General features: G+C 42.2%; 36 protein-coding genes and 1 tRNA gene. 19 read left to right on the top strand and 18 right to left on the bottom strand.

Annotation, left to right across the window (positions count from 1 at the left end):
* The first annotated feature begins 33 nt into the window (after nucleotides 1-33).
* A complete protein-coding gene (locus EAE91_RS01435) occupies nucleotides 34-435 on the top strand; it encodes a YjaA family stress response protein (protein ID WP_046397427.1) in 402 nt (133 codons plus the stop codon).
* A 44-nt stretch (nucleotides 436-479) separates the two neighbouring features.
* On the opposite strand, the gene EAE91_RS01430 is transcribed toward EAE91_RS01435, so the two are convergent.
* The 13 genes from EAE91_RS01430 to EAE91_RS01370 form a co-directional block, all read right to left on the bottom strand.
* Entirely contained in the window at nucleotides 480-1,523 is a 1,044-nt protein-coding gene (locus EAE91_RS01430; RefSeq protein ID WP_214086942.1) for a DNA-methyltransferase, read from the bottom strand.
* Nucleotides 1,524-1,623: 100 nt separating this feature from the next.
* Nucleotides 1,624-1,824, bottom strand: coding sequence for a hypothetical protein (locus EAE91_RS01425; protein ID WP_011147645.1), 201 nt, complete (start codon nucleotides 1,822-1,824; stop codon nucleotides 1,624-1,626).
* A gap of 179 nt (nucleotides 1,825-2,003) precedes the next feature.
* Nucleotides 2,004-2,519, bottom strand: coding sequence for an antiterminator Q family protein (locus EAE91_RS01420; RefSeq protein ID WP_214086941.1), 516 nt, complete (start codon nucleotides 2,517-2,519; stop codon nucleotides 2,004-2,006).
* A 24-nt stretch (nucleotides 2,520-2,543) separates the two neighbouring features.
* The gene (locus EAE91_RS01415; RefSeq protein WP_312148875.1) at nucleotides 2,544-2,804 is read right to left on the bottom strand and encodes a hypothetical protein; all 261 of its coding nucleotides are present in this window, start codon (nucleotides 2,802-2,804) and stop codon (nucleotides 2,544-2,546) included.
* Between the two features lie 15 nt (nucleotides 2,805-2,819).
* Complete coding sequence (locus EAE91_RS01410) at nucleotides 2,820-3,413, bottom strand: DUF1367 family protein (RefSeq protein ID WP_214086940.1); 594 nt, start codon at nucleotides 3,411-3,413, stop codon at nucleotides 2,820-2,822.
* A gap of 100 nt (nucleotides 3,414-3,513) precedes the next feature.
* The gene (locus EAE91_RS01405; RefSeq protein ID WP_046975053.1) at nucleotides 3,514-4,713 is read right to left on the bottom strand and encodes a helix-turn-helix domain-containing protein; all 1,200 of its coding nucleotides are present in this window, start codon (nucleotides 4,711-4,713) and stop codon (nucleotides 3,514-3,516) included.
* Between the two features lie 15 nt (nucleotides 4,714-4,728).
* Nucleotides 4,729-5,400 carry a hypothetical protein gene (locus EAE91_RS01400; RefSeq protein WP_046975052.1) on the bottom strand — a complete coding sequence of 224 codons (672 nt, stop codon included), beginning with the start codon at nucleotides 5,398-5,400 and terminating at the stop codon, nucleotides 4,729-4,731.
* A gap of 426 nt (nucleotides 5,401-5,826) precedes the next feature.
* On the bottom strand, nucleotides 5,827-7,194 hold the full coding sequence (locus EAE91_RS01395; RefSeq protein WP_214086939.1) for a replicative DNA helicase: 1,368 nt from the start codon (nucleotides 7,192-7,194) through the stop codon (nucleotides 5,827-5,829).
* Nucleotide 7,195: 1 nt separating this feature from the next.
* The gene (locus EAE91_RS01390; protein ID WP_011147653.1) at nucleotides 7,196-7,780 is read right to left on the bottom strand and encodes an ATP-binding protein; all 585 of its coding nucleotides are present in this window, start codon (nucleotides 7,778-7,780) and stop codon (nucleotides 7,196-7,198) included.
* An 8-nt stretch (nucleotides 7,781-7,788) separates the two neighbouring features.
* Nucleotides 7,789-8,541 (bottom strand): helix-turn-helix domain-containing protein, encoded by a 753-nt coding sequence (locus tag EAE91_RS01385; RefSeq protein WP_214086938.1) that lies wholly within the window; start codon nucleotides 8,539-8,541, stop codon nucleotides 7,789-7,791.
* 2 nt (nucleotides 8,542-8,543) lie between these two features.
* Nucleotides 8,544-8,771 carry a hypothetical protein gene (locus EAE91_RS01380; protein WP_214086937.1) on the bottom strand — a complete coding sequence of 76 codons (228 nt, stop codon included), beginning with the start codon at nucleotides 8,769-8,771 and terminating at the stop codon, nucleotides 8,544-8,546.
* 14 nt (nucleotides 8,772-8,785) lie between these two features.
* Nucleotides 8,786-9,235, bottom strand: a complete 450-nt coding sequence (locus tag EAE91_RS01375) for a toxin YdaT family protein (protein WP_214086936.1) — start codon at nucleotides 9,233-9,235, stop codon at nucleotides 8,786-8,788.
* A gap of 57 nt (nucleotides 9,236-9,292) precedes the next feature.
* Nucleotides 9,293-9,520, bottom strand: coding sequence for a transcriptional regulator (locus EAE91_RS01370; RefSeq protein WP_041380257.1), 228 nt, complete (start codon nucleotides 9,518-9,520; stop codon nucleotides 9,293-9,295).
* A 141-nt stretch (nucleotides 9,521-9,661) separates the two neighbouring features.
* Here EAE91_RS01370 and EAE91_RS23995 point away from each other — a divergent pair, with 141 nt between their 5' ends.
* The gene (locus tag EAE91_RS23995; protein ID WP_244868589.1) at nucleotides 9,662-10,033 is read left to right on the top strand and encodes a hypothetical protein; all 372 of its coding nucleotides are present in this window, start codon (nucleotides 9,662-9,664) and stop codon (nucleotides 10,031-10,033) included.
* Nucleotides 10,034-10,554: 521 nt separating this feature from the next.
* On the opposite strand, the gene EAE91_RS01360 is transcribed toward EAE91_RS23995, so the two are convergent.
* Nucleotides 10,555-10,761, bottom strand: a complete 207-nt coding sequence (locus tag EAE91_RS01360; RefSeq protein WP_214086935.1) for a hypothetical protein — start codon at nucleotides 10,759-10,761, stop codon at nucleotides 10,555-10,557.
* Nucleotides 10,762-11,058: 297 nt separating this feature from the next.
* Between EAE91_RS01360 and EAE91_RS01355 the strand changes: the two genes are divergently transcribed.
* The 11 genes from EAE91_RS01355 to EAE91_RS01305 all read left to right on the top strand — a co-directional run bounded on the left by EAE91_RS01355 (nucleotide 11,059) and on the right by EAE91_RS01305 (nucleotide 18,644).
* Nucleotides 11,059-11,403 carry a hypothetical protein gene (locus EAE91_RS01355; RefSeq protein WP_214086934.1) on the top strand — a complete coding sequence of 115 codons (345 nt, stop codon included), beginning with the start codon at nucleotides 11,059-11,061 and terminating at the stop codon, nucleotides 11,401-11,403.
* Nucleotides 11,404-11,418: 15 nt separating this feature from the next.
* On the top strand, nucleotides 11,419-11,670 hold the full coding sequence (locus EAE91_RS01350; RefSeq protein WP_214086933.1) for a hypothetical protein: 252 nt from the start codon (nucleotides 11,419-11,421) through the stop codon (nucleotides 11,668-11,670).
* 121 nt (nucleotides 11,671-11,791) lie between these two features.
* Nucleotides 11,792-13,444, top strand: a complete 1,653-nt coding sequence (locus EAE91_RS01345) for a hypothetical protein (RefSeq protein ID WP_312148887.1) — start codon at nucleotides 11,792-11,794, stop codon at nucleotides 13,442-13,444.
* Nucleotides 13,441-13,938 (top strand): siphovirus Gp157 family protein, encoded by a 498-nt coding sequence (locus tag EAE91_RS01340; protein WP_011147663.1) that lies wholly within the window; start codon nucleotides 13,441-13,443, stop codon nucleotides 13,936-13,938. Before EAE91_RS01345 ends, EAE91_RS01340 begins: the two co-directional genes overlap by 4 nt.
* Nucleotides 13,939-13,989: 51 nt before the next feature.
* Nucleotides 13,990-14,178 carry a hypothetical protein gene (locus EAE91_RS01335; RefSeq protein ID WP_011147664.1) on the top strand — a complete coding sequence of 63 codons (189 nt, stop codon included), beginning with the start codon at nucleotides 13,990-13,992 and terminating at the stop codon, nucleotides 14,176-14,178.
* A 569-nt stretch (nucleotides 14,179-14,747) separates the two neighbouring features.
* Nucleotides 14,748-14,918 (top strand): hypothetical protein, encoded by a 171-nt coding sequence (locus EAE91_RS01330; protein ID WP_011147665.1) that lies wholly within the window; start codon nucleotides 14,748-14,750, stop codon nucleotides 14,916-14,918.
* 4 nt (nucleotides 14,919-14,922) lie between these two features.
* Entirely contained in the window at nucleotides 14,923-15,138 is a 216-nt protein-coding gene (locus EAE91_RS01325; protein ID WP_046975048.1) for a hypothetical protein, read from the top strand.
* Nucleotides 15,090-16,274: a site-specific integrase gene (locus EAE91_RS01320; protein WP_054480590.1), complete on the top strand. Its 1,185-nt coding sequence runs from the start codon at nucleotides 15,090-15,092 to the stop codon at nucleotides 16,272-16,274. Before EAE91_RS01325 ends, EAE91_RS01320 begins: the two co-directional genes overlap by 49 nt.
* Before the next feature lie 2 nt (nucleotides 16,275-16,276).
* A tRNA-OTHER gene (locus EAE91_RS01315) sits at nucleotides 16,277-16,379 on the top strand.
* A gap of 82 nt (nucleotides 16,380-16,461) precedes the next feature.
* Nucleotides 16,462-18,165: a site-specific integrase gene (locus tag EAE91_RS01310; RefSeq protein WP_214086931.1), complete on the top strand. Its 1,704-nt coding sequence runs from the start codon at nucleotides 16,462-16,464 to the stop codon at nucleotides 18,163-18,165.
* A 68-nt stretch (nucleotides 18,166-18,233) separates the two neighbouring features.
* A complete protein-coding gene (locus EAE91_RS01305; protein ID WP_214086930.1) occupies nucleotides 18,234-18,644 on the top strand; it encodes a hypothetical protein in 411 nt (136 codons plus the stop codon).
* 97 nt (nucleotides 18,645-18,741) lie between these two features.
* Here the strand turns inward: EAE91_RS01305 and EAE91_RS01300 are convergent.
* A protein-coding gene (locus tag EAE91_RS01300; RefSeq protein WP_214086929.1) for an IS1182 family transposase occupies nucleotides 18,742-20,135 on the bottom strand; the annotation gives its coding sequence in 2 pieces (ribosomal slippage) (nucleotides 18,742-19,568 and nucleotides 19,568-20,135; 1,395 coding nt in all).
* Nucleotides 20,136-20,237: 102 nt separating this feature from the next.
* On the opposite strand from EAE91_RS01300, the gene EAE91_RS01295 reads away from it, so the two are divergent.
* From EAE91_RS01295 to EAE91_RS01280, 4 genes are all read left to right on the top strand, one after another.
* Complete coding sequence (locus EAE91_RS01295) at nucleotides 20,238-20,828, top strand: hypothetical protein (RefSeq protein WP_214086928.1); 591 nt, start codon at nucleotides 20,238-20,240, stop codon at nucleotides 20,826-20,828.
* Between the two features lie 540 nt (nucleotides 20,829-21,368).
* The gene (locus EAE91_RS01290; protein ID WP_214086927.1) at nucleotides 21,369-21,947 is read left to right on the top strand and encodes a recombinase family protein; all 579 of its coding nucleotides are present in this window, start codon (nucleotides 21,369-21,371) and stop codon (nucleotides 21,945-21,947) included.
* A 14-nt stretch (nucleotides 21,948-21,961) separates the two neighbouring features.
* Nucleotides 21,962-22,249 carry a hypothetical protein gene (locus EAE91_RS01285; protein WP_214086926.1) on the top strand — a complete coding sequence of 96 codons (288 nt, stop codon included), beginning with the start codon at nucleotides 21,962-21,964 and terminating at the stop codon, nucleotides 22,247-22,249.
* A 23-nt stretch (nucleotides 22,250-22,272) separates the two neighbouring features.
* Nucleotides 22,273-22,611 (top strand): hypothetical protein, encoded by a 339-nt coding sequence (locus EAE91_RS01280; protein WP_214086925.1) that lies wholly within the window; start codon nucleotides 22,273-22,275, stop codon nucleotides 22,609-22,611.
* Between the two features lie 88 nt (nucleotides 22,612-22,699).
* On the opposite strand, the gene EAE91_RS01275 is transcribed toward EAE91_RS01280, so the two are convergent.
* The 3 genes from EAE91_RS01275 to EAE91_RS01265 are packed head-to-tail and all read right to left on the bottom strand — an operon-like array spanning nucleotide 22,700 to nucleotide 23,809.
* A complete protein-coding gene (locus tag EAE91_RS01275) occupies nucleotides 22,700-22,891 on the bottom strand; it encodes a hypothetical protein (protein ID WP_214086924.1) in 192 nt (63 codons plus the stop codon).
* A gap of 24 nt (nucleotides 22,892-22,915) precedes the next feature.
* On the bottom strand, nucleotides 22,916-23,125 hold the full coding sequence (locus EAE91_RS01270; protein ID WP_214086923.1) for a hypothetical protein: 210 nt from the start codon (nucleotides 23,123-23,125) through the stop codon (nucleotides 22,916-22,918).
* A 30-nt stretch (nucleotides 23,126-23,155) separates the two neighbouring features.
* The gene (locus tag EAE91_RS01265; protein ID WP_214086922.1) at nucleotides 23,156-23,809 is read right to left on the bottom strand and encodes a 6TM ABC transporter family protein; all 654 of its coding nucleotides are present in this window, start codon (nucleotides 23,807-23,809) and stop codon (nucleotides 23,156-23,158) included.
* A 312-nt stretch (nucleotides 23,810-24,121) separates the two neighbouring features.
* Between EAE91_RS01265 and EAE91_RS01260 the strand changes: the two genes are divergently transcribed.
* Complete coding sequence (locus tag EAE91_RS01260) at nucleotides 24,122-24,397, top strand: hypothetical protein (RefSeq protein ID WP_214086921.1); 276 nt, start codon at nucleotides 24,122-24,124, stop codon at nucleotides 24,395-24,397.
* A gap of 45 nt (nucleotides 24,398-24,442) precedes the next feature.
* On the top strand, nucleotides 24,443-24,628 hold the full coding sequence (locus tag EAE91_RS01255; protein WP_214086920.1) for a hypothetical protein: 186 nt from the start codon (nucleotides 24,443-24,445) through the stop codon (nucleotides 24,626-24,628).
* The last annotated feature ends 2 nt before the right edge of the window (nucleotides 24,629-24,630 follow it).

Here is a 24,630-nt window from a genome sequence, read left to right as displayed (position 1 = left end):
AACAAATTTGAATTACCTGACATACACATTTTTATGAGCTTAATTTACATACGACTATATATTAATAAAATTGTTGTTCGCAACGTCAGCACTGGTAAAGAAGTCTCTGGTACCCCCGACACTCCCTTTACCACATCTCGTTTATTACTAGGGCAAATGATACCTGCAATGTTTTTGCTTAAAAAATTAATAAAGAAAGTGAGAAAAAATACTTGGTATAACTTTTTTTTGTCAAACCATCATGTGATTATTCAGCCGATGGAAATGAATGAAGGTGGACACAGCCAAGTTGAATTTAGAGCTTATATAGATCTCGCTAAGAGCATTACTTCAAGTCAAAAAGTTAATCTCTGTTCACCGAGATTACAACCACTTTCTGACAATGAAATCCGCCAAATACTATCCAACAATTCACTATTTGGCCATAATAACTAATGAGAGAAACTCAAATAACCCCTCCACCGCAACGAGGTAGTTATTCATATTATTACCCCAATTTCCCGCTTAGTTTGGTTAAAGTACTCTTCTTCCAATTCTACACCCAAGACCCTACGATTCAGCTTCAGGGCCGCTTTTAGTGTTGAGCCCGATCCCATAAAGAAGTCCGCCACCAAATCCCCTTCCCGACTACTGGATCGGATAATATGCGCCATCAAGTCTGCCGGCTTTTCGCAAGGATGTTTACCTGGGTAATACTGAACAGGTGGAAAAGACCAGACATCAGTATAAGGCACATCTACCGTCACCGAGAACGGACGGCGCAGCAGCCCATATTCCAGACTCAATTCCTCATATTGGCGTGACAAAGTAAGATGAGATTCTACTAACTCATGATATGGCCTGTTTAATTCTCCGTTCTGGTGTTTTTCTCTGGCTATTCGAGCGAACAATATCCGCAGTTTTTGGTAATCCACTTCATTGGGTAATTGCCACTGGCTATCACTGAACCAGTGACTGGCCATCTGTTTTCCCGTGGCAGCGTTAATTTCTTTTGCTGTGACACCCAACGCCTTTCGTGCATTGCGAAAGTAGTCCACAAGCGGTTTAAAGACATATTGCTTAAGTTCGCGGCATTTGTGGAAATACCCATCACCTTTAGGTTGATAAGGCCCCTGATAATGTTCAGCAAATATGATCCGTTCAGTAGAAGGGAAATAAGCCCTTAAACTTTCTTTATTCTGCCTGCGCCACGGACCAGAAGGTTTTGCCCAGATAATGTGGTTAAGCACATTGAACCGTTCACGAACAAGGATTTCCGTATCAGACGCCAAACGCGAACCACAAAATATATACAAACTGCCGTTGGGTTTCAGCACACGCCAGAATTCAGTCAGTACTTCATCCAGCCACGCAAGATAAGCCGTTACATCCTCCCATTGTCTGTCCCAACCACACTCTTTTACCCGAAAATAGGGGGGATCGGTGGCGATTAAGTCTATGCAGTTGTCTGGTAACGTTTTGATAAATCGTAGAGAGTCGTCATTAATTAATGTGATACCACTTAAATTCACAATATTTTCCATAATCGATACTAGCTTACTCTCTGGTTAGCACAGAACAGGCGAATGGCTGGTGTCGTCAACTCCACCAGCCATCCATTTCACCGCTTAAGAAGTCACCCCATCAAAGGCAACGCTTGAAAAAGGTGTCGTTGTCCCGGCTTTCCATCAAGCCAGCCAGACAAAATTGAGTTAAAAGTAATTGGCAACGCGGTGTTGATAGCCCCGTCAGAGTTGAAACATCGGGAATAGAAACCCAGTCATACATTGGTACTGTTTCTAAAACACATGAGGCTGTTGTTGTCATATCTTCATGTTTTAGCATGATAATTTAAACCTTTGGTCAGTTATTGTGCATAGACACACATGTAACTCTGACCAATGACAACAGCAAGTCTTATCTGAATTTCAGGCAATAAAAAACCCCGCACTGGGCGAGGCTATCAGTCACGAATACTACTATCACAACATATACTGAAATAGTGGCTCATAAGTTCAAAGATGTCAACACGTTCGTGACAAAAGTCTTGATTTTCTTTCCTGTTCCCGTCTTATAAAGGCATATTGCAATGGTTGATAAATCAAATATTCCGTTGCTCTTAATATTTCCTCAACCTCACGCCGACAAGTTGACATTGATGGCTTTCGCTTACGCAACATACCATTTCTGCGGATCATAATTCTTGGCTGAACCGTTGCATGATAATGTTTGGCAATTGCTCTATCAGATACACAATAAACATATCGACTAAGCAACATCCCAAATGCAACCCGATCAATGTGGTAAATATGGTCTACTACCCTAGCGATTAACATTCCGTCATCATCATTGCATATCGGACGTTCTGGATAACCTCTCAGCTCTACCGTCGCCATAAGCTCAGCAATCATACTGCTCTGACGTTTATTAAGCCTGCCAGAATACACCCATGCACCGAACTTGGATAACCAGTCCTGCAACCAAATTTCTTGTGCCTGAGTCAATTGCAGCCCATCCGTTGAAAATATCACACCCGACATAACCGTACCTCTTCAACTTCCCTTTTAACTTGGGGCAATAGTTCCGTTGCCATACTGTGGATTGCTTGCCATGTCTTCGGTGCCGCATGAAAGCCCGTGGGATGCAAACGCTCGATGATAGCGAGGATGCAGCAGAATGGAGAAATGAGCAGCCCTTTGGGCCATATCTTGTACCGCTCTCACATGATGAATTTCCGCAAGTGTTACTCCCAACCCCATATTCCGACAACAGATACATCCCAGTAATGTCACATTAGAAAGCCACTGTTTTTCACTTTTAGCCATTGGCTCTGCCTCTCATTACATAAAATCGGACAACTGAGAAGCTGCATGTTCAGCGGCGTTTCGGGTCGAGAAATTGCGATACAAAATAAAGTTCCAAAGCACGTTTAATGTATCTTTATAAAGCTCCTGAAATTCCATCTCTTCCATTTTGGCGAAACTGACTGAACGAGGTTCACGGTACAGACTGCCGTTGGGCATTTCGTAAATGTCATAGTGCCCTGATTCCACTGTTGCCCAGCGCCGAAAGACATCAAAGGATTTAGTGGCAGTAATATTCTGGGCTCGGTTTTTAGATATGCCAGCAAGATATTCATCCGCAGCGGATTGTAAGACATCTTCACTGCCCGCGAAGTGTGCAAGAAATTGTACGTAGCCACGCACAAGCGCTTTCTCTTCCGGGGAAATGGTACCCCCAGCAGGTTCCCAGTATTCATAGCCGAGATTCAGAAGGGCAAAATATTTACGATGGAAACGCGGGTTACGTGCTTTCTTAAAATCCGCATAGAGCACATCGCCCCACTTCACTTTGGAGTGCAGGTATTCCCTGGCTGCGGGAGTCGCAGGTCTCAGGGTGTCATTCGAAATTTTGATAAAACTATGCTGCGTCATTACTTATCCTCAAAGTTATGACACAGCAGCTTTTGTTTAGGTTATCAGATGTTCAGGCCGATACGAACAGAATAACAGGTGTTAGTATTAATTCCCAATTTTACTTTCTATTAAATAAATTGACGACGTTTGTATCTTGTTGTGTAGTAGATATATTAATACTATTCTTCAATTGTATTCTGGATTGGAAATCAAGTACCTGTGATTCTGACAAGAATCCCTTAGGAACTGAACATAAATCCTCTAAATCTCCTTTTGGGAAACCAAATTCCTCAAGAAGTGTTTTTTTACTAAAAGTTCTAGAATCCAATAATAGATTTAAGCACCTAGGTAACAAACGAACCGACTCTGGTTTTCTAAGATCATCAAGCGGCTCTCCTTTTCGCCAACCTCTAGCAGAAATATTTTTATATAACCTCTGATATTCCAGAGAAGATATTAATTCTAAATTTCTCGCTCTAAGGATCATAGATTGTGCTGACATCCCCCAGCGATTTTTTAGAGATATGAAATTCTGTAATGTAGGATATGGAGGAAGCTCTACAGAAAATGACTCTTCCGGCAGCATGAAACTCGACGCAAACTTATGTGCTTGCTCTTCTATTGGATTAAAATTGATATTATCAAATTTATTTATATATCGATGTAAGACTATATGACCTAATTCATGAGCAGCATCAAATCGACTACGATAATAGTTATCTTTATCACTAGCTAAAACCACATACGGTCTATTCTCTAAATCATTCCATTGAGAATAGCCATCCATTACAGAACTACCTTGTTCAAATCTGGAACAGACTATCCCCGCATTCTCCATTACCAGTAATAGATCATCTATCGGTGCAATACCTAATCCCCAAGCTTTCCTACACTCAAAAGCCATTCTTTCAATCAATTGATCATCTATCGCTCTGTAATCCTTTACGTTAAGATGAGGAATGTTAACCTCTGGATAATCAAGATATTCTTGCATCTTACATGATAACTCTTGAAACCACCCCATGTATCGCTCTGAGGCGATACATAAGTCTTTTGCCGTGGTTGAAAGTGTTCGGAAGAATACTGGTTTTTTTTCGTACTTAACAATAGGCTTTGTGAACCAACTTACCGGGCAATTAAGAATCTGACTTAAGCTATGCAATACTTCTGCATCGGGGGAATGATTACCGTTTTCCCATTTGGTAATAGTTGATGGCGAACGATCTACTAACCTACCAAGGTTAATTTTCGATAATCCCCTCGCTTCTCTTATCTGTGTCAACCTTTCAGATTGGAAACCAGAAATTCCCACTCTCATAATGTCTCACCTATTCTATTTTTCCTGATCCTTCAGGCGCTTCTTGAGCTTAGGTAAAACCATATCAGGAATGACTATCTTCTTCTCTCCAGTATAGAGGGCTAAAAGCTCCGTTACAGATTTATTATAGTGAAAACCTTTCATATTGGTAAAAGGAACCACAATCCTTAAATCCATCATGCTAGCCTGAGATTCATGATATGGTGGATTAATATTTATTAACAACACACCTAACGTATCAATGTCATTATGATGTTTACTATCTTCTTCTCTAAAAAGATCTGGGGTATAGCCTTCAAATTTTTCATTCAATTGGGCTATCAATGAACGATGTTTAGCACCTCTTATATGGCGCTCATCGTGATTTAACCCAATACGGCTAATTTTAACACCTTCTGAATCGATAATAATGTAATGCTCCCCTTTCGGGGATGTATCAGCATCGTAACAAAGATAACCAGAGCGACTTGCGGCCTCCCTCAATGCTGAATTAAGGCCATAGTGCCTAGCCTGAGGCCTAAATCTACGTTGCTCCGGTTCACCAAGTTTTAATATATTGCCTACAGTTACTTCCTGTGCTGCAGCATACTTAGCATATAATGCATCTTGTACGTTAAGCCAAAAATCACGCCTGAAAGCGTTTATTATCAAATCGGTAATATCACTTTGTGTGTCGTTAATGCTCATTTAGATACCCTGATTGCGTTAAGCAGATTTTATGGTATTTTTTTTTCGTTTTGAACGCAAGCAATATACTTGATATGTAATTTGTACGTTACAAATACAACTTCAACTCTTATACCATCCCAGTGTGTTCCATCAGGCCACTTCACTAGAAAAACAATATTCAGCTACAGAAAGGCTTTCTCCCGCCGTCGAAGAGTACAATTGCGCTTCAGCATCTCCAGCTCCTAGTTATCCGCCAGCAATTTTGGTAAAGCCAGCATCCTGCTGGCGTTTACGTTGAATCGACTAGCTTTTAAGTCTAAATTTGTAAGATAACGATGCTTTCAGCACTGCACCCAAAACGGGATAATTCATAACTACCCAAATTATCTAATAAAATCAGTTTACTGTTTATGGTCATTTTGATCTGCCTCTTTTGGTCTTTAGTTAAAATGCTTTGTCTGCGTATCGGCGCTCTTTTTGTTTAGCCTGTTGCTGTGTACGACATATTTCAGCAGCAACAATTTGATCAGTTGGTAAGTAATGCCCGTTTTTAAATTCCTGGAATATGGTTCCGGTTTCACCGTGACGATTCTTATCCAAAATAATCTCGGCATAATTTCTGGCTGGACTTAGTGGGTTATAAACAACATCACGATAAGTAAAAATAATTCGATCTGCATCTTGCTCTAGGTTACCTGAGTCTCGTAAATCCGCTGCAACAGGACGACGCTGATGTATAGGCCGTTTATCAACGTCTCTTGATAACTGACTCAATGCTGTAACAGGTGTATGCAATCGCTTAGCTAGTCCCTTGAGGGCCCTGGATATTTGAGCGATAGCAAGGTCATTACGCTCGGCTTTGGGCCTTTCTATCAACCCAAGATAATCAACAAAAATACCTTTCAGATTCGGGTACCTGCGCTTATGCGTTTCACTGATAGCACATATCTGTTCAGCGCTTAATTCACTAGCATCAAGAATATGAATATCGCGATCTATTAACTCGCTTATTGCGTTAGATATACGAGCCCAATCTTCATCATAAAATTCACCACGTCTCAATTTCGAAACTGACAACTGGGCAGAACCAGCAACTATACGTTCTGTAATTTGTTGTGCTGCCATTTCCATTGAAAACAGCAATACCGCCCCTCCATTCCTAGTCATACCCTCAATCATGCAAAGTGCCAGTTCTGTTTTGCCCATTCCGGGACGACCACCGATGAGAATTAAATCAGTTGGGTTAAATCCCCCCGTCAACGAGTCAAATGGCTCAATACCTGTCATAATCATACCGCGACTATCCTCACCTAAGTTACGCCTCCCCAGTATGTCAATGTACCCTTCAATCAATGTCTTGATGTGCACGGGAGCCAGGTTGCCAGTATCTCGTATTAGCTCCCCCATAGTGGACATAAAGCCCGTTATAACATGTTGTGCTTGAGTATGATTTTTAGTTTCCAGTAACGCCTGTTGGCCAGCGTTGATCACTGCTGTAACCCGCCGAACATACCAATATTCACTAACTTTATTGGCATAGCCTTTCAGGTTTGCATTCCAAACAGGACTCTTACTCAACTCCAGGATATTAGCTAATGTATTACCATCTCCACTCATAGCCTCAGCGATGAATATCGGATCAATCAGGGAACTACTGAACGCTTGTTTTTTGATTTCAACGTAGACACGACGCAAAAAACTTGAACTAAACGCCTCTTCTGACAACGTTGCAAAAACATCATAAGCATCCTGCGTTGCACCACCTGACAACAATCCGCTTATAACCGCAGACTCTAGATTGAGCTCATTCATACTACTGCCCCCTCCGGTAACTATCCCAGTCAAAAGCCAACACTACCCCACCCTGTAACACACGATCTAATACTCGGTCCCCTAAAAACACCGGCAGGTCATTCATTGGCAAATTACTGATCAGGATCGTTGGTAATAAATCTTCATATCGGTTATTAATCACCTCAAACAAGATATTTCGCTCTGATTCAGTGCCGTATTGAACGCCAATCTCATCGATGATCAGCAAATCCAACTCACTGTAAAACCTCAGTGTCTCGAACTCGTTGGTGTCAGCATCATTACTCCATGAACGACGAAATGCCCTGATAATACGTGATGCGGTTGTAATAAACGCACTGATACCGTTCTGAGTGACTATTTCACGGCATGTCGCAACAGCCAGATGAGTTTTCCCGGTACCAAGACGGCCACACATGATGATCCCCTCACCCGCAACTTTGCGTTCTTTCCAAGTCTGAACATAACTTTGGCAGATCTTCAGATTATGTTGAGCAGCTTTGTTTATAGGCTGATAATTTTCAAAGCTGGCATGTTCAAAACGTGGGGCAATGTTGATACTGTCAAGTAAGCTATTAGAGTTCATTTCTCCCCCTAATCAATATTTTCTGACCAATAAGAATCCTGTGGTTCGTAGGTTATACCCTCATAGCCTGTATGCGTATTTTGAGTAAATTTAGGTTTGATGTTTTGAGACTTTTCAGGAAACAACCCTTGCCACCCATTCGCAATTGACGTGCAAATCACTGAATCAGGATTCGTGCAATCTGCTAGTTTTTTCTCTTGCTGCTTACACATGGTTTCTGTCAGCGGCTTTTTAATTTCTAGCCGAAAAGTGACCCAATCAGCCCATACTTCATCGCTAACGTTTTTAGGCTTTGCCGTGATGGGATCGAATTTTAATTTCTCCCGTCTCCCCTTACGGGGGGTAAGGGGGGTTTTAGGTTCCGTGACTGGTTCAAAAGGGTGACTGGTTCTGGGTGCATCTCCTGCACCACTAACCCCCGCAGAATTTGCACCACTGGGTGCAAGAGATGCACCATATGGTGCAACATTTTCACTATAGCCATGACTGGATTTATCCAGATTCAGGAAATAGACATTTGATTGATTCAGTCCATTTTGTGTCTTCCGTTCTGTAACACAGACAATGCCATCTTTTACCAATTGCTTAATGTGATTTTGAACAGAACGTTCTGATATTTCGCATTGTTCAGCAATGTAAGCAACTGACGGCCAGCACTCTCCCTGGTCATTAGCGTTATCAGCCAACTTAATCAGTACCAATTTACGAAGTGGATTACCAACTTTGATACTCATAGCTTTTACCATCAATGACATACTCATAATCAAGCTCCAAGTATTTTAGCAATCTGACGGCAAACTGACTTACACCGTTCAAAGGTAAGAGACTCCCCCAGCAATTTGGCCTTTTGCCGTTCATACTGTTCCCAGATATTTAACGCAGCTTCTCTACATCCTTCTTCATAAATTTCTGAGAGTTGTTCTATAGTTACAAACTCACCATTCAGACGAAACTTATTACAATAGGTGATCTTTTCTATGGTTCTAAGCATTGGTCTTGCCTCTTTTAAACGTTTGTCAAAGCATTCAGTGCTGATATCGCAACGGTTATTTGTTGTGATACGTCATTACCTCCTAAACCTCCCAATAGGATTGCAATTATCACCGCCGTAAATTCACGAATCGCAACAGATATCAAATAATTAGTTGTTTCACCGTTAACTCTGGCTTTGCGTTCAAGTGGAAGGGCTGATTGGATAGCGGGTAACAACTCTGATACTTTTCTTCGTGCAGCCCTTGAATCACTGCGCAACCACCTGAAAATTTGCTGCCTGTTGTTATTGATAGCTTTCCAATTAGCATTCCCATTTATTTCAATGGGATGCAACTTGGCTGATACCGCTCTTTCACAAAGCAAGAAGTACATTCGGCTTATTTCTATTGCTACATACTCCTGCCCCTTCTCTGCCGCCCACGCCTCAACTTCGGCTTTCAGGGCGTTGATGTTTTGTTCCACTGTTTACGTCTCCTGTCGCAATATTGATTATTGAGAATCAGTTTTTATACTGACGGCTCAGTTAGCATTTATTTCAGGCCATATTTTCTGCCAGTCATGGGGACGAAGATCTTGTCTTGTCACTTTTCCATTGGTTGCATTTTCTATATCAAAACATCTGGCGGGAGGAACTGGAGCATAACCATGTGCCATTTGCGATAAATAGGAACTGGATACCCCAAGCTTCTCAGCAAGAAGTTTGGCTTCACCTCGCTTTAAATTAGAAATGTAATCATTTAGTTTCATAACTATCCCTTTTAGAAATACAGAAAGTTTAATAAATACTAAACATTTGTCAAGCATTTGCTTATTTAGTGAATACTAATCACAATTTAACTGGTAGGAAAAATAGTTAAATCCCTAGATACATAGGTTCTTATAAATAAAATGAGCATGAAGAACATCAGGCAACAACGCCTAAGAGATTGGTTTTCCGATAAAACTCTTCCTGAAAAAGAGAAGAGTTATTTGTCACAGCTTATGAATGGTAAAGCATCTTTCGGCGAAAAAGCCGCAAGACGTTTAGAACAAGACTATCGAATGCCAGATGGTTATTTAGACGCCGATACAAACCCCCACCAATTAGGAAGTCCACTACAAGTAACATTGACTCCTAAGCAAAAAGTTCTTCTAGACCTATTCGACGAACTGCCAGATAGTGATGCCGATGATCTGATAAAAAATCTTGAAGATAAAAAACGGCATTATGATAATTTACTAGAAGAATTATTACATAAAAAGAGGCAAAAGAAAGCATAGAAAAAAGTCACCATCCGACTTTTTTCTTATTTATCAACAAGATTTTCATCTTACCCTGAACCCTACGGAATAAACCGTTAACCTCAATCACCCAATCCAAAAATTAATTAACCTTCAGCCAACACCCAAAAACTATCATGCTATATGCATAGCAAATCTCTAAAACTATCTTAGCCACCCTATTTCACAGTGCTATCACCAAGGGAAAATTCATTCAGTTCACACCTTGAAATAAATATAAAAATTAAAATAAATCAAATGGTTAAACTTAACACTTTGATAAGCCCTCCTTATTATTTAATTTTTACTTTACTTTTCGTTTATCAATTACTAAACTCAATTTCAACAGCAAACAGGCAGGACGCCCACGGAGTAGTCGCTACCGACATACGAAGAGGTAGATGATTTGCTAATCAGTAGCACGGCACAGCAGCCGTTTAGGTTAAGTGTTCAAAACCGAATTTACAGTTTCAATTGTCATGAGGGAGGAGAAGAGCAGGGTTCAATGTGACCTGCCATGATTACCACATATAACAACTGTATTTACCAGAAAGTGGAACAGGAAAGATCAACCAACACCAGGATTCCCCAGCCAGCGGTGGGAATGGTACAAAAACACTGGCAGTTGATGCGTTACGGTTCTTCTTGCCGGGTTTCTTAGAAACTGCGTGAATCAACGGACGGCGGGGAAAGACCCGCACATTAACCAATCGAACAACAGTTCTCATGTGTAATGATATGCAGAATATCAAATTAGGCCAATTCATCGGTCTGTTTGAAACATTTGTTAAAACCATAACCTCTGAATGGTATTTATCGTTGATCAATCCGTACCAACTAATACCAATATGGGGAAAAACAAAGAATCAACAGATGTAAAAAAACCCACCGAAGTGGCGGGTTCTTCTACCCCGGATCGCCGACCAAAGCTAACCGGGAGTTTCTACTAACGAGGACCAACTCGTTAGAAGAGGCAAGACCAATGATTTCCATCATTGATCACTAACAATATATCAGGAGTTGCTATGAAAGCACAACAAGAAACAATACAAGTAAAGCTCTATGTTCACGCTATCGAAAATAATATTTCACGAAAAATGAACATCACAGTCTTACCACATGATGCAAGTAAACACGGAAATGCATCGATCTTTGGTACAGTTGTCGCTATTCATGATATAGAAATCCCGTATCCAAATATTAGTCATCCAGACTTTATAAATTCACAAATTGATACTCTAAAAAAAGAACAAAACAAAGTTCTTGCGGAAGCTCATGCTAAAGCCTATGAACTTGAGGGCCATATTCAATCATTGTTATGCATTGAAGAAAAACCAATGTCTAAATCTGATGAAAAAATACCTGATTAAGGCTCAGGTGTATTTATGAAAAACATAAATGATGTAATTAATTTAATCCTAGATAATGGTTTAATTGCTATTGAGCATGAAAATAATAGCGATACAACAAACGCAACTATGCATATATCTATTATCGGTGGCAAAAGGCGAGTTGAATATTACCCAACGACAGGAATGGTTTATTCAAATGCTGTCAAGGGATTATATCCAAAAGTCAAAATGCCAAAAGCCGGGATTAAGGCAGCAATAAGATTGACAAAAAAAGCAATTTATTAAAGAGGCAAGACCAATGTTCACATATATCTGTGTCTTTGAGCCGACAAAAAAAGCTCAAAAAAATGGAGCCGTACCACTTGCAATTACACTCGAAGCCAATTCCGAAAAAATGGCTAAAGCTATGGCCATTGTTTACCTTGGGGAAGAGTACGCGGACGATATGAGCAACTTCAACACATCAAAACCGATTATTTGTAAAGATATACAAGGCTTCCCTCGCCCACCAATTGGTAAATTTGATGAAAAATTTGCTACTGAATACGAGTTCAACGGCACCACATGGCAGGCTAGAACGCTCGAACCAAAGAAAAACACATCTATTACTACACGTGATTTTAATCACACTTACGCCACGTTAGATCTGGAAATTGCACTGGCATTACTAGACGGTGACTTTCATTGCTGGGCGATTATGTCACACAGTATGAAAGAAGCTAAGCAACTGATAAAAAATAACAATGAAGCATGGCGTCAGTGGTCTACCGCATTTCGTATCAGAACCGACGCTCTGTCCATTCCACGGGAAACGCTTTTCAGAGTCGTACGTGAAGGTAAACACCACCCTGAATTTCTGACCGATGCCGTCGCTATTAAGGAATTCTTAAACTGTACTTTAAGTGATACCGACATACCCGTTGAATTACCAGAAGAGAAACCCAAGGTTTCCAATTATCCGGTGTCAACATCAGAAGCCTCAATAACAGATGTCACTCCAGATGAAGTTGAAACCCAACAGGCGGCGCTACAGGTTAAAGAAAAAAAAAGCGAAGCCAAGTCTCTCAAGACCAGAAAAACCAAGCAAATCGAAGAGGACAAAGCAGTAGAAGAGACCGCACAAGACAACATTACGGCGGATAATGAAATCACCTCATTGCCTCCTGTCGCCACCCTGAGCACCAATGATGATAACTTCCAACATCGGGCCAATTTGCTGGAAGAAACTATCAAGACACAAGGCGATGAACAGCAAACTAATCTCCGTATCTGGAAGGCAGTCCAACGTACCGATCCTCACTTTACAAAACCATTGGAGGGGATGGGGTTCAACGGTACAAGCATAAACAGTAACTATATGTTTATGCGGGCAACAGAATTATTCGGACCATTCGGCTATGGATGGGGCTGTAATGTCACAGAAGAAAAACTGATCAATGGTGCACCCATGTCAGAACCTATCTATGACGACAAAAATAAACAAATTGGGAGCCGATTCTTACGTGATTCTGACGGCACATTAATATGTGAACAAAATCACTCTATCAAAATTCTCTTTTGGTATCTGGTTGAATGTGACATTTGTGCTGAAATTGAAAGTTATGGTGCGACACCATACATGTACAGAACCAAATATGGAATTAAAACAGATGGAGAGGCCATCAAGAAATCACTCACCGATGCTATAAAGAAAGCGTTATCGATGCTTGGATTTTCTGCTGATGTATTTATGGGTATGCATGACAACCCTGAATATCTGGCTGACAATAATATTGAATTTGAAATCAAAGCCGCCAGTGATAAGGCCGAGGATCTAGTCAGATTACGCAAGGAACTAGACGATAAGTTCACCCGTAATACAGAAACTATGCGCACCGCTGTCAGCAAAAATGAAATTCGCGGCATAGCATCTACCCTTATCCGTGAATTAAGCATTCATTTAGGCAATTCCAAGGCCAAAGGAGACAAGGATTATGAAAAGTACTTATCTGGTCGTCTGCGTCGCTTGAATGAAATAGAGAAAGAATGTTTAACCCAATTAGAAGAGGCAAACCAATGACCACAACCGCAATTGCATTAGCAGCAGATTATGAAAAATTACAACAGTTGGTAGAAACCGGCGAGTTCTCGCCAGAAGATATCGCCGATACACTTGAAAGTATCGAATGTACTATCGGTGATAAACTTGACGCTATCATGATCCATGTTCGCAATATAGAAGGCCAAGCCAAGATTCTTGCGGATGAGTCTAAGCGACTCACTGACCGTAAAAAATCATTCGAAAGGCAAGTAAAAAACCTAAAAAAGTATGCGCTGGACTGTTTACTGAAAGCGGGCATGGATTCACTACGAACTACCAGAAACACGTTCACAGCCAGAAAAGGTATTATGAATGTCATCATTGATGATGAGTCAAAATTACCTGATGAGTTAGTTGATGTGCAGACAATTACCGCCCCGGACAAAAAAGCTATCAAAGAAGCTATTGAAAACGGTATCAATGTACCGGGAGCTCATATTGAAATCGGCCAGAGAAGCCTGCAAGTACGTTAATATTCATTACATCCCACAAATACTGGGACAATAAATAATATGGAGTGATTTATGGCTGCACGATTAGAAATCATTATCTCATTTGATGAAAACCTAAATAAATACCAAGTAGAATGGATAACAGGAGAAAGTCAAGATATTACAGATGAAGAAAAGAAAATCATTGCTCAGTTAAAAAATAAATTACTGGCCTCAATGGAAAATGAATTAACTGGAAATAATCAACATTACCTCCATTAGATATTTAACATTACCTTAAATTAACACAAGGGAATAATATCAAAAAATAAATCCGACAAGCATGTAGAATTTACGTTTGTATTTCTCGTCATGTGTCTATTAGATAAAAAACATGCAGCAGAATGCGAAATTGAAGGTAAATTAAAAGAGACAGACCAATGTTAAGACATTCACACAGCAAAAATGAAATTGTTAAATTAACGCTACCTGATGGTCGCAATGGGATCATCATTATCGATAGGAGTTGTAATGTACTCTATGATTTCCCATTTGACGTTAAAATAGTTCCAGTATCCAATTCTCAAGCTATCGAGAAAATGAGGGACCGAAAATGATATACGGTCTGTTTCTACTTGTATGTTCTTCGATAAACTGCCAGTACATTCCTTACGGCCATATTTACCAGGATGAAAAAAATTGCATAGCAGATATGGGGATGCAAGGCCCTGGAATTTTTGAGTGTTTACCCATTGAGGCCATAATTCACACTCAAAACTGATTAAGCTTAATCAGAAATCAGGTAACACAATGAATAGCATGATGGTAAATCCATTGACCGGAGAACCATCATGCAACCCTGGCAACCAGGACAACAGTTATTAACCAACTTCGATATCAAATTGGGAAGATTAGCAGCCAGTGTCAAAAATACATCTTGCAATCAAGGTGATATTACCCGTGTTTGTGCTGCCGTTGATCTGATCATTATATCAATGATGAGGCAAAACCATGTGAGGTAAATAAATGGTAAATATTGAATGTGTTCCCATATCCACTTATTGCTATGCAACAGGGGAAACAGTTGATGCAATTAATAAACGCATTCAGCGCGGTGTTTGGCTTGATGGCGTACATGTACTGAAAGTTGAAGGTGTTAAGGAACGCTGGATTGATTTAAATGAGGTAGCTAAGTGGGCCAGGAAAAACAGTATAGCAAATTGCCCAGAGGCATTACAGTAAGGAAACATCGTTCTGGTGAAACTATAAATATCTCTTTTACATATAAGGGGGTTAAATGCCGAGAACCCCTCTCAAATCTGGAAGTGACGCCCAAAAATATTAAATATGCCGAGCGTAAACTCGGCGAAATATACAATAAAATTGAACGGGATATTTTTATTTATGCTGAATTTTTCCCTAATTCATCACGTCTAAAAATATTCGGAAATGTCAATAAAGGTAGAACAATAAAAGATTATTTAGATGAGTATTTAAAAATCTGTGAAACCCGAAATTTATCACCATCCACAATTAATGGATATAAAAAATGTAAAACTGCTCTATCTGAATTACATAAAATTCCCGTTATAGAGTTAACACCAGCAATATTAAAAACTTGGATTCAAAAACGATCAACTGCTCTGAAAACAATCAGGAACAATCTGTCATTTTTACGAAGCGCCATAGATGAAGCAGTTACTGATTGCCTGATTAGTATGAATCCTGTGAATTTAGTCACAGCATCACGGTATCAAACTGAACGAATAGAAAATGATAGCGAATATATTGTTGACCCCCTATCTCCTAACGAGGTTACTGCATTACTGTCAGCAGCAGGCAATAAACAAAAGCAATGGGAAAATTTATTCCTTTTTGCGATACATACAGGACTTAGAAGCTCCGAGTTATGTGCGCTTCGGTGGCAAGATATCGACTTTATTGGCAAAACCGCACATGTCCAGTCGGCAAAAGTTGTGGGAATAATAAAAGGAACGAAGACAAAAGCCGGTACCAGAAAAGTCGAACTGAACACTGACGCTATGTCGGCCCTATTAAATCAGAAGGCATTCACTTTCATGAAAGGCAACGTGATATTTGAAGATCCTAAAACAGGCGAGGCTTGGGCAGGTGCAGATGCAATTCGTAAAAAAGCCTGGGTGCCTACACTGAGAAAGGCTGGAATTCGGTATCGCAACCCATATCAGACAAGGCACACATTTGCAACAAAACACATTAGCCAGGGAGTTAATCTTTTCTGGCTTGCCGCTCAAATGGGACATAAAGGCCCAGAGATGCTTTTCAGACATTATGGATCATATCTGAAAGACTATGACGGCAGCACATACAAACCCAAACAGGTCAGTGGTGGGACATGAAAGGAGCTGCAAAGGATACGCAGCGAAGATATTTCATAAAAATATTATTTATAACAATAAGATGCAAAACAATTAACGCGGGTTCAACTCCCGCCAGCTCCACCAAACCTAACGGCTTAATTCTCTTAGAGATTCAGGCCGTTTTTCTTTGGGCGTGTGGCACAACTGTGACTCAGGAGTGTACCATATGCCATCAAACAATATCCCCCATTACCTCTACAAGCGAAACCATCGCTGGTGGTTCAGAAAGCGTATTACGTTGCAGGGCTGTGTTACCGAATTCAGATTTAGTCTACAAACAGCAGATCTTGTTCTTGCTCAGACTCTGGCCCTCCGCACACATACACTTTGTATGAAAATGGTCGCTTCGCTGGGGGCCCCCAGCCAGAAGAGCAAAACTATGAATGACCAACAAAAGAATGCCATCGATTTAGCGCTTAAAGCCCAAATAGCGGAGTGGACAGCAGAAGAAACAGAACGCTGGTTTGATCGCTCAGAACGAACAGGAACAGACGTTGACGATATTCTTCATGTCATTGATATGTTGCAAGAAGATTTGGGCAGGCGGGTAAAGTTAGACAACAGGCCAGATACTCGCCAATCAGAAGCTGACATCATCCTTGATAAGTTGCCTCATCTCAGGGCATCTCTAAGTGATTCTGATATTCAGTTTATCGCCCGCGAGGTTGCGTTGGGTAAAATTCAGTCCTTAAGTGATACCAGAGACATCATTCTCGGACGCAAATCACGCCTGAGCAATTCATTCTCCACCGAAGCCCCTTTATCCATTGGCATCAGTGAAATCAATGAAAGCCCTTCACTTTCTGAACTTTTCGAAAAATATGCCGAAGAAAACAAAGTCAGAGGACACTCACGGAAAACCACAAACAAATATGACTGGTACAGGGCTCTAGTTATCAGCTTTTTCGGCGATGTTCACGTACACACCATCACGGGTTCGATGGGGAGAGAACTCTACGAAAGCCTGTCAAAACTCCCGCTAGGGCTTAAAAAAGAGGTGCTACTGCAATCCAATCTACGCGAACTCATTGAAGCTAATGACGGCTCACCGATTAGCTTAGTTACCGCCAGCGGGCATCAAGGAAAAATCGCTCAGTTCTTTGATTGGGTTGTAGACAGAAAACATATCAACACGAGCCCATTTCCAAGCAAGGGCATCCCCCAGCCAAAGAAAAATCACAAAGATGATCGCCCTGCCGCTACGGATGACGAAGCCAAAAAGGTATTCAGTCAGCCTTTGTTTACTGATCATATTGGGATCAAGACCAGCAAAGTTCAGCACCCACACCATTTCTTCTTACCTTTGATTTGCCTATTTACGGGGATGCGTGCCGGAGAGATTGCTCAGCTGTACATTGATGATATTGAAACAGTTGGTGAAGTTCCGTGTATCCGAATTGATAAACGACACGATGATCAATGGCTTAAAACGCCTAATGCAAAACGGTACATCCCCTTGCACAATGAACTAATCAGATTTGGTTTCTTAAGATTCGTCAATGACTTGAAAGAAAAAACAGGTAGTGACGCTCGCTTGTTTCCAAACATTCCTGTCATTCAGGATGGATACTCTGCCAAACCTAGTGAATGGTTTATCCGAAATTTCAGAAAAGAGCTTAATCAGCCAAAACACGTTACATTACATGGATTTAGACATACCTTCAGAGATAAGATCGCAGCTCTAACTGAGTCTGACGAGAGGGTTTGCAGATTGATGGGCCACAAAACCAGCAATTATGGAAATTCTTTGCATCAAGAACAACAAGTTATGCAGGGGTTGGTTAACTCGATTGAATTTCGTGAGATCGTCTCAGACGTGAAGCCTTACACATTGTTAAGCATGTTCCACCAGTTGAACGGGAGGGCATAACGATGAATCACATTACTAGCCATAACAAACTTTATACGCCGCTCGATCGCCCCCATCCTCGTCACAGAATGTTTCGCCAGACCGAGGATCGGAAATGGCAATTAAACCTCTATATGCTGTTTAAAAACCTACCGAAGCCCCGTGGTTCAAGGGCTATTTGGTATAAAACCAGCCAGAGCATGGTTCAAAAATTACCCAGTGACATCTTCGAGCGTGAAATTCGTGAGATAGGTGCCGTTCTACATGACCAAATCGGCAAAGATACGTGGATTTCAGCCCGTTCAGCCTTAGTCTTACTGACTTACGGTTCCCGAAATCACAAGCATCTAGAAGTTGCTCAGAAGGTCGAACAATACACTGGTATCAGGCTTTCTCGTCCAAAAGGGCTAAGTCGGAGAGAGGTTGTCTTTGGTCACAAACTCCGTGAATTTATTGATGCCGAACTTACAAGCATCACCTACGGTGATTCAGACCGCTGACAAACCTCGTTATTTTTAACGAGGTTTGTTCCTTTCATTATGAATCATAATGCCATCCATTTTCCTCATTAACCCGGTTTAATCCCCCGCCAGGGCGCTATTTTCGCTTCTCCTGCAATAAAATACTCGCTCTCCAGAGATAAAAACAACATAGCTTTGCGACCAGCAAGGCTATCTTCTTGATATTTTGGGCTGTTGCCGCTAGGAGACACTGTATTTGCACTTTCTGCAACCCACGAAAACGGGCATAGCGGTGCCCGTGATGCTGCTTCGCATCCGCAAAACTACGCTCTATCGTCTCCTTTCTTCGTTTGTAGAGCGTCTTCCCCCACGGGGTTAATCGGTTTTCTCTGGCCTGCTCTTTACTGGCCTCCCAGACATGGCGGGTTAGCATTTTTCCGCCTTTCGCGTGAGTGCAGGCATCACGCTGCGGACAGCTCTGGCAGAGAGTTGCCGGCGCTTGATAATGCCGGTATCCCTGACGGTCGGTTGTGGTATAAATCAGGTTTTCGCCCTGCGGGCAGACATAGCAATCTTGCTGCCTGTCATAGGTGAAATGTTTCTTCTGAAAGGTGTTCGGTCCCTTGTTTGGGCGGCGATAACCGATAATGGGCGTCATGCCTAACTGTTCCGTCAGATAACAAACCGGGGCCGTAAAATAGCCCGCATCCAACCCAACCGCAAGGGGACTGAGAGCAAAACGCTCTAACTGACGCGTCAAACGTTTGATAAAAGGCTGGCTGTCGTGGACATTACCCGGTGTGGCGTAGGTATCGGTGATAATACCGACTTGCCCATCCACGGTACGGTGGTCAAGGTAAAAGAACCCCTTGGGTTTGTTGGTCCGGTGCATAAACCCGCTTTCCGGATCGGTGGTACTGACCTTCGTCTTTCTCTGCCGTTCCTTAAGGGCTGGCTTCAGGCTTTTTTTCCGGCTGCCGCCCGGTCTTGAGTGACGGCTTTATCCAGGGCATCAACATAGGCACCGGGGGGAACCGACCGCATGACATTCTCCGATTTATGCGGATTGGCACTGGCTTTCAGGTGGGTGCTGTCGGTATAGAGTACGTGTCCGCCCACAAATCCTTTGGCTATCGCCTGTTCAACAATGTGGTCAAAAATCTGTTGGAAGACCGCGGTATGATTGAAACGGCGGCGGCGGTTCTGGCTCAGGGTTGAGGCATCAGGGACCTTTTCTGTCAGTCCGAGGCGCAGAAACCAGCGGTAAGCCACATTAACCTGAATTTCCTGTACCAGACGGCGTTCACTGGGGACGCCAAACAAGTAGCCGAGTAACATCATTTTAATCAGCATGACCGGATCGATAGCAGGACGGCCATTATTGTGGCAATACAACGGGGCGACTAATTCGCGGATAAATTCGAAATCAATGGCCGCATCGACTTGACGGACTAAATGATTTTTAGGGACCAGCTCGTCAAGCGAGAGCGTTTCGGGCGGGAAAGTCTGGAGAGGGGGTGTTCTTAACATGGTGGCAAGCTCCGTTGAGTGAACGGAACTTAATTAAAACAAAGTGTCGGATAAAAAACCAGCACTTTGTCAATAATCTGCATCACCTACGGTGATTATGAATTGTATTCCCAGCATCGCATGTGCAATGGCAAGTACTACGTTGATTTTGCCGTAAAACATTACTGGAATGGTAATGAGGACAGTTCAAACTACCACTTGTACCTCATTGAGTTTGACGAAGAAGAGCACGCTTTAGCACCAAACAAGGCAGCCGATCTGATTAGATATACAGAAATCAAAAAAGAGGCTCCTCACACGACAATCATCAGGGTCAAACATGATGAAAGCGATGATTGGTTCGATCTAGTGCGTGATAACAATCGCCTTATTGGCTTTGAATCAGCTTTATTGGACGGAATCATCACCGCCTGTCGTACCGTCGAAGGCGATTCACTCATCATTGATTCAAACTCGGCAATGAATGCATATGATTCTAGAAAGAACATGAATGCAGATATGCTCACTCACGAGAAACAGCCGCTGCGTGGCATTAAAGAGGCTCTGAAAAAATGTGGCATACGTTGTAATGACGGCAGAACAAAGAAGCAACGCCAGTTACAGGTGCCACTGGTATCATTCGCTACAGCTCTTCACCGTTGGCTGCCAGCCAAAAACGTCGAGCACATCCTTAGTAACCTGAAATCAAGCTAATCGTTTGAACAAGGTTACATCGAAACGTTGATAGCATGGGGATTGCAGTGGGTTTAAACGCCGTAACCCCCGAAACCCACCGCAATACAGCCCTATAGCTTCTTTAAATGTATAGGGATTCAGTTGCCATAGGCGAGTTACTTTAAAGTAATGGCTTACAGCATCAACCTTTTGGCAGATCTCACATCATTTGAAAAGTGTCACCGCCCTCGGTCAACAGGTCAACCTATCGTCGGTATAAGCAACGTGTTAACCACAACAGGAGGCACTATGTTTATACGTGATGTAATTGTCCCGGCACTGATAACTGGCTTGGTTGCCTTTACCACAGCTCTACTTGAAACAATCATCAACATGCTCACTCCCCGAGACGTTTCCTCAATCTAACCAACCACTTTCTCCCTGCCAGTAACCATGCCCTAAAGATCTGCCACCACTGCAATGATGGAATGCCCGTTGAGGTCATGCCACTGGGTTGTTTTGGTGTTTTGGCAGGTCTTTGCAGCATAGCATGGTCTATTGGCAGGGTAAGGAGCTCATATGGCTACAGTTGGCTACGCCCGTGTGTCTACTACCGGGCAAAGTCTGGATACACAACTCGAAGCGCTATCCGGATGCGAAAAGATATTCAGGGAGAAAATCAGCGGGGCAAAAGATGACCGTCCAGAACTACATGCAATGTTGGAGTTTGTTCGTGAGGGCGACGTGGTTCAGGTAACAAAACTGGATCGCCTTGCCCGTAATACCCGCCATCTACTGGAAGTCTCGGAATACCTTCAGGGTAAAGGGGTGGCCCTGAATATCCTCAATATTGGCATCAACACAGCCACACCTACAGGAAAGCTGATGCTGACGATGATCGGGGCTATTGCCACATTCGAGCGTGAAATGATGTTGGAACGTCAGGCCGAGGGGATAGCTCTGGCAAAGCTCAAGGGCAAGTACAAAGGCCGCAAAGCAACTGCTCGCAGTAAAGCACTGGAAGTTATTGAGCTGCTAGAAAAGGGGCTGAGTAAGCCGGAAATATCCCATCGGTTAGGAATAGGCATTACTAGCATTTATCGCATCGTCCGGGCTAATAGACCCGACTTACTGGAGAACAAGCATTGCAGCGACTAAAGGGGTGCTTACTGATGGCCTTACTTTATAACGTGAACACCTTCGCAGCACCGACCATCAATGTCTGGCTCCGTTGTGCGAATGGCATTCATGCAACGATTAAAGATGACGTACTGACTGCCGAGGGAGTGATGACACTGCCATTTGAGCACACGGAAAACGAAACCGACCAACAGATAACGTTAGTCTTCTCCGATGCTCATACGGAAGCAAAAATACAGATCAGGTATAGCGAACCAGCATTCTATCTCAGAGACACGGATGGTAGATGGGCTCCATGTATCGCGACAAAAATACCCTAACTGCCCACTTTAAGGAAAATACGATGAGAACACCGACACAGGCTTTAACAATTGCATTATTGCTCTCTGCATCCAGTCTCGCCACAGCATCATCGTTGGAAGACCAAGTCATTGATCTGAGCTGTCCAAGCAATGTGAAAGGCACACTTCATATAAATAATTCTTGGCAGGATGGCTACTTCAAGGTTCAAGGCTTCGGCACACTTGCCCTTAGATCATTTGAACAACAGGACCGCGAGCGGGCCGTGCTTACGTTCAGTAACGGTGATGTGAGAGCCAAAATTCGGACATGGGTCAAGGATAACGCCATTCACTTCTATCTGTGGGATCAGGGCGACTGGAGGTCTTGCGACTGGCAGTAGCAATAACATGACGCGAATTCAGCTCCAGTTCGGGAGTTGAATTCACGTCCGATTAACTTGCTGTAATTCATACAGCCAAATAGCATGGCTATTTTTTAGCGTCGCCTGACGACTTTTGAGCGTTCGACGAAGTACCCGTACTCTGTGCTGGTGTTGGCTGCATCTTGGGTATTGTTGCACCATGTTTTTCAGTATTCGCTGACTGTGTTTTCACCATCTTAGGCATGATAGCGCCATCTCCAACAACCATGCGAATTGTATTACTAATTCTCTTGCTCATGCTTTTCCTTCTAACGCATTGATATTAAGAAGAGGTTGAATTCTTTTGAGAACTATTATCATTTTGAGGGATATTTTGACCAGTTGATGACGAAGACTGTTGCCCGGTGGAAGGGACAGCTTGCATAACAGGAACACTAGCTCCATTGCCAACAAACACACGCTGCATTGTTGGGACGCTGTGTCCTTCCATGCTAACTACAAGGTTCAAATTAGTGTTGTCTTTATCACTCATAACTTAACTCCAGAGGTTTAATGTTGGTTATCACGGCTTTGTCGTCGTGGGGGTTGCTGGTGAGTTTGGTGCAACTACGGGATTAACCGGAGAGGGATTGGGTGCTGGAACTTTTGGCATAGCAGGAATTGCAGCCCCCTTATCAATAGGAAGTTGTTGCATTCTTGGTACTACTTGTTCTTCATTAAGATCGCTTACCACGCATTTTTTTGAATTATCAATGTCCACTACCAACCTCTTAGAAAAATTAGTTAAACCGAATACAATCACCGAAATGATAGCCAATATGAAGAAACTACCTGAAAGCCAGTTCAACAGCGACGTGAATTTTCCCCAGCTGTTTTTTTCACTGAACGCATTTTGATCTCCATCAATATAATATCGTTCAGCTATAGACAGCTGTTTAGTTAATGCCTTGTTACTAATGAGAAAACTAGCAATGGTTGATAGGATAGCAAGCCCAAAAAAAGTCCACGACAAGTAAAGAAAAGCCACAAGTGTAGGCCCTTCCTTACTGACAATATCTTTTAGTAAGGTCAGCGATATAGCTAGCCCGGCTGAAGACAAAGTGAGAATATTTTTGTCATAATTGTCGGTGTTTGATAGTTCACGCTTATCAATCTCCGCTTTGTAAACCGCGAAAATCGCAGTTGCTTGCTTTATTTCCTCGTCAGTCCTACTCAACTCATTCTCCCTAAGAAAGCAACACTCTGGAATAATGTGGGTATAAACGCTACATATATTGTCTCATAAAAACAACATGAAACAGAGCTTCAAGAGTCCATCACCAGTGATGTATTACTCAAGTCCTTTCACCTTAAACAACAGTAAGTTGCTTGCAAAATAAATGATTAACTAACAACATTAGTATCATCTGTTAAAAGTGACTAGCCTCACATTTTGTAAAAGAAGAGGAGAGATACAACCGCAGCATCTTGAATGAAAAAGAAACCATACTCATATCAAGAGTACTGTTTTTAGCCTATGAGGTTTTTCATGTCTACCTGCCAAGCACCACACCGCTACGACACAATGTTTGCCGCTCTTCCAGAGGATCAGAGCTATCCATTCCGTCATAAATGTGCCGGATGTGTATACGAACTGGGATTTCAGGCGGGGGTATCAAACCAAGAGCCTAGCGCTGCTACGGCTATTGACTCCATATTAAAAAGCCAAGCGGCTGAAGTTCGCCATAGAAGCCCAAGAGTAGCCTATTACCAAGGTTACACCGATGGTCTGAACGAGTATTACCTCCAAAACCCTCGTGGATAACCATCCACACTCTGTAACTTTCATTAATTTAGCAAGGAATCCTACATGATCACTTATGCTTCTGATTTTAATGAAATACCTAGTGCTTTAGGCAACAACCAAGAACTCCAAGAAAAAATGTTATCTCTTATTGCCAGTAAAAAGATTCCGGGCAAAGCGACCGAAGGAGCAGGCAGGGTAGAAGAGTTCAGAGCAATTTTATCTCAGCTCACAAAAGGTGAATTGCGCTGAGA

It is taken from the genome of Photorhabdus noenieputensis (genome assembly GCF_018448935.1).
Lineage (GTDB): Bacteria > Pseudomonadota > Gammaproteobacteria > Enterobacterales > Enterobacteriaceae > Photorhabdus > Photorhabdus noenieputensis.
The sequence above is the reverse complement of the archived record's forward strand: the minus strand, read 5'-3'. Positions and strand labels throughout refer to the sequence as shown.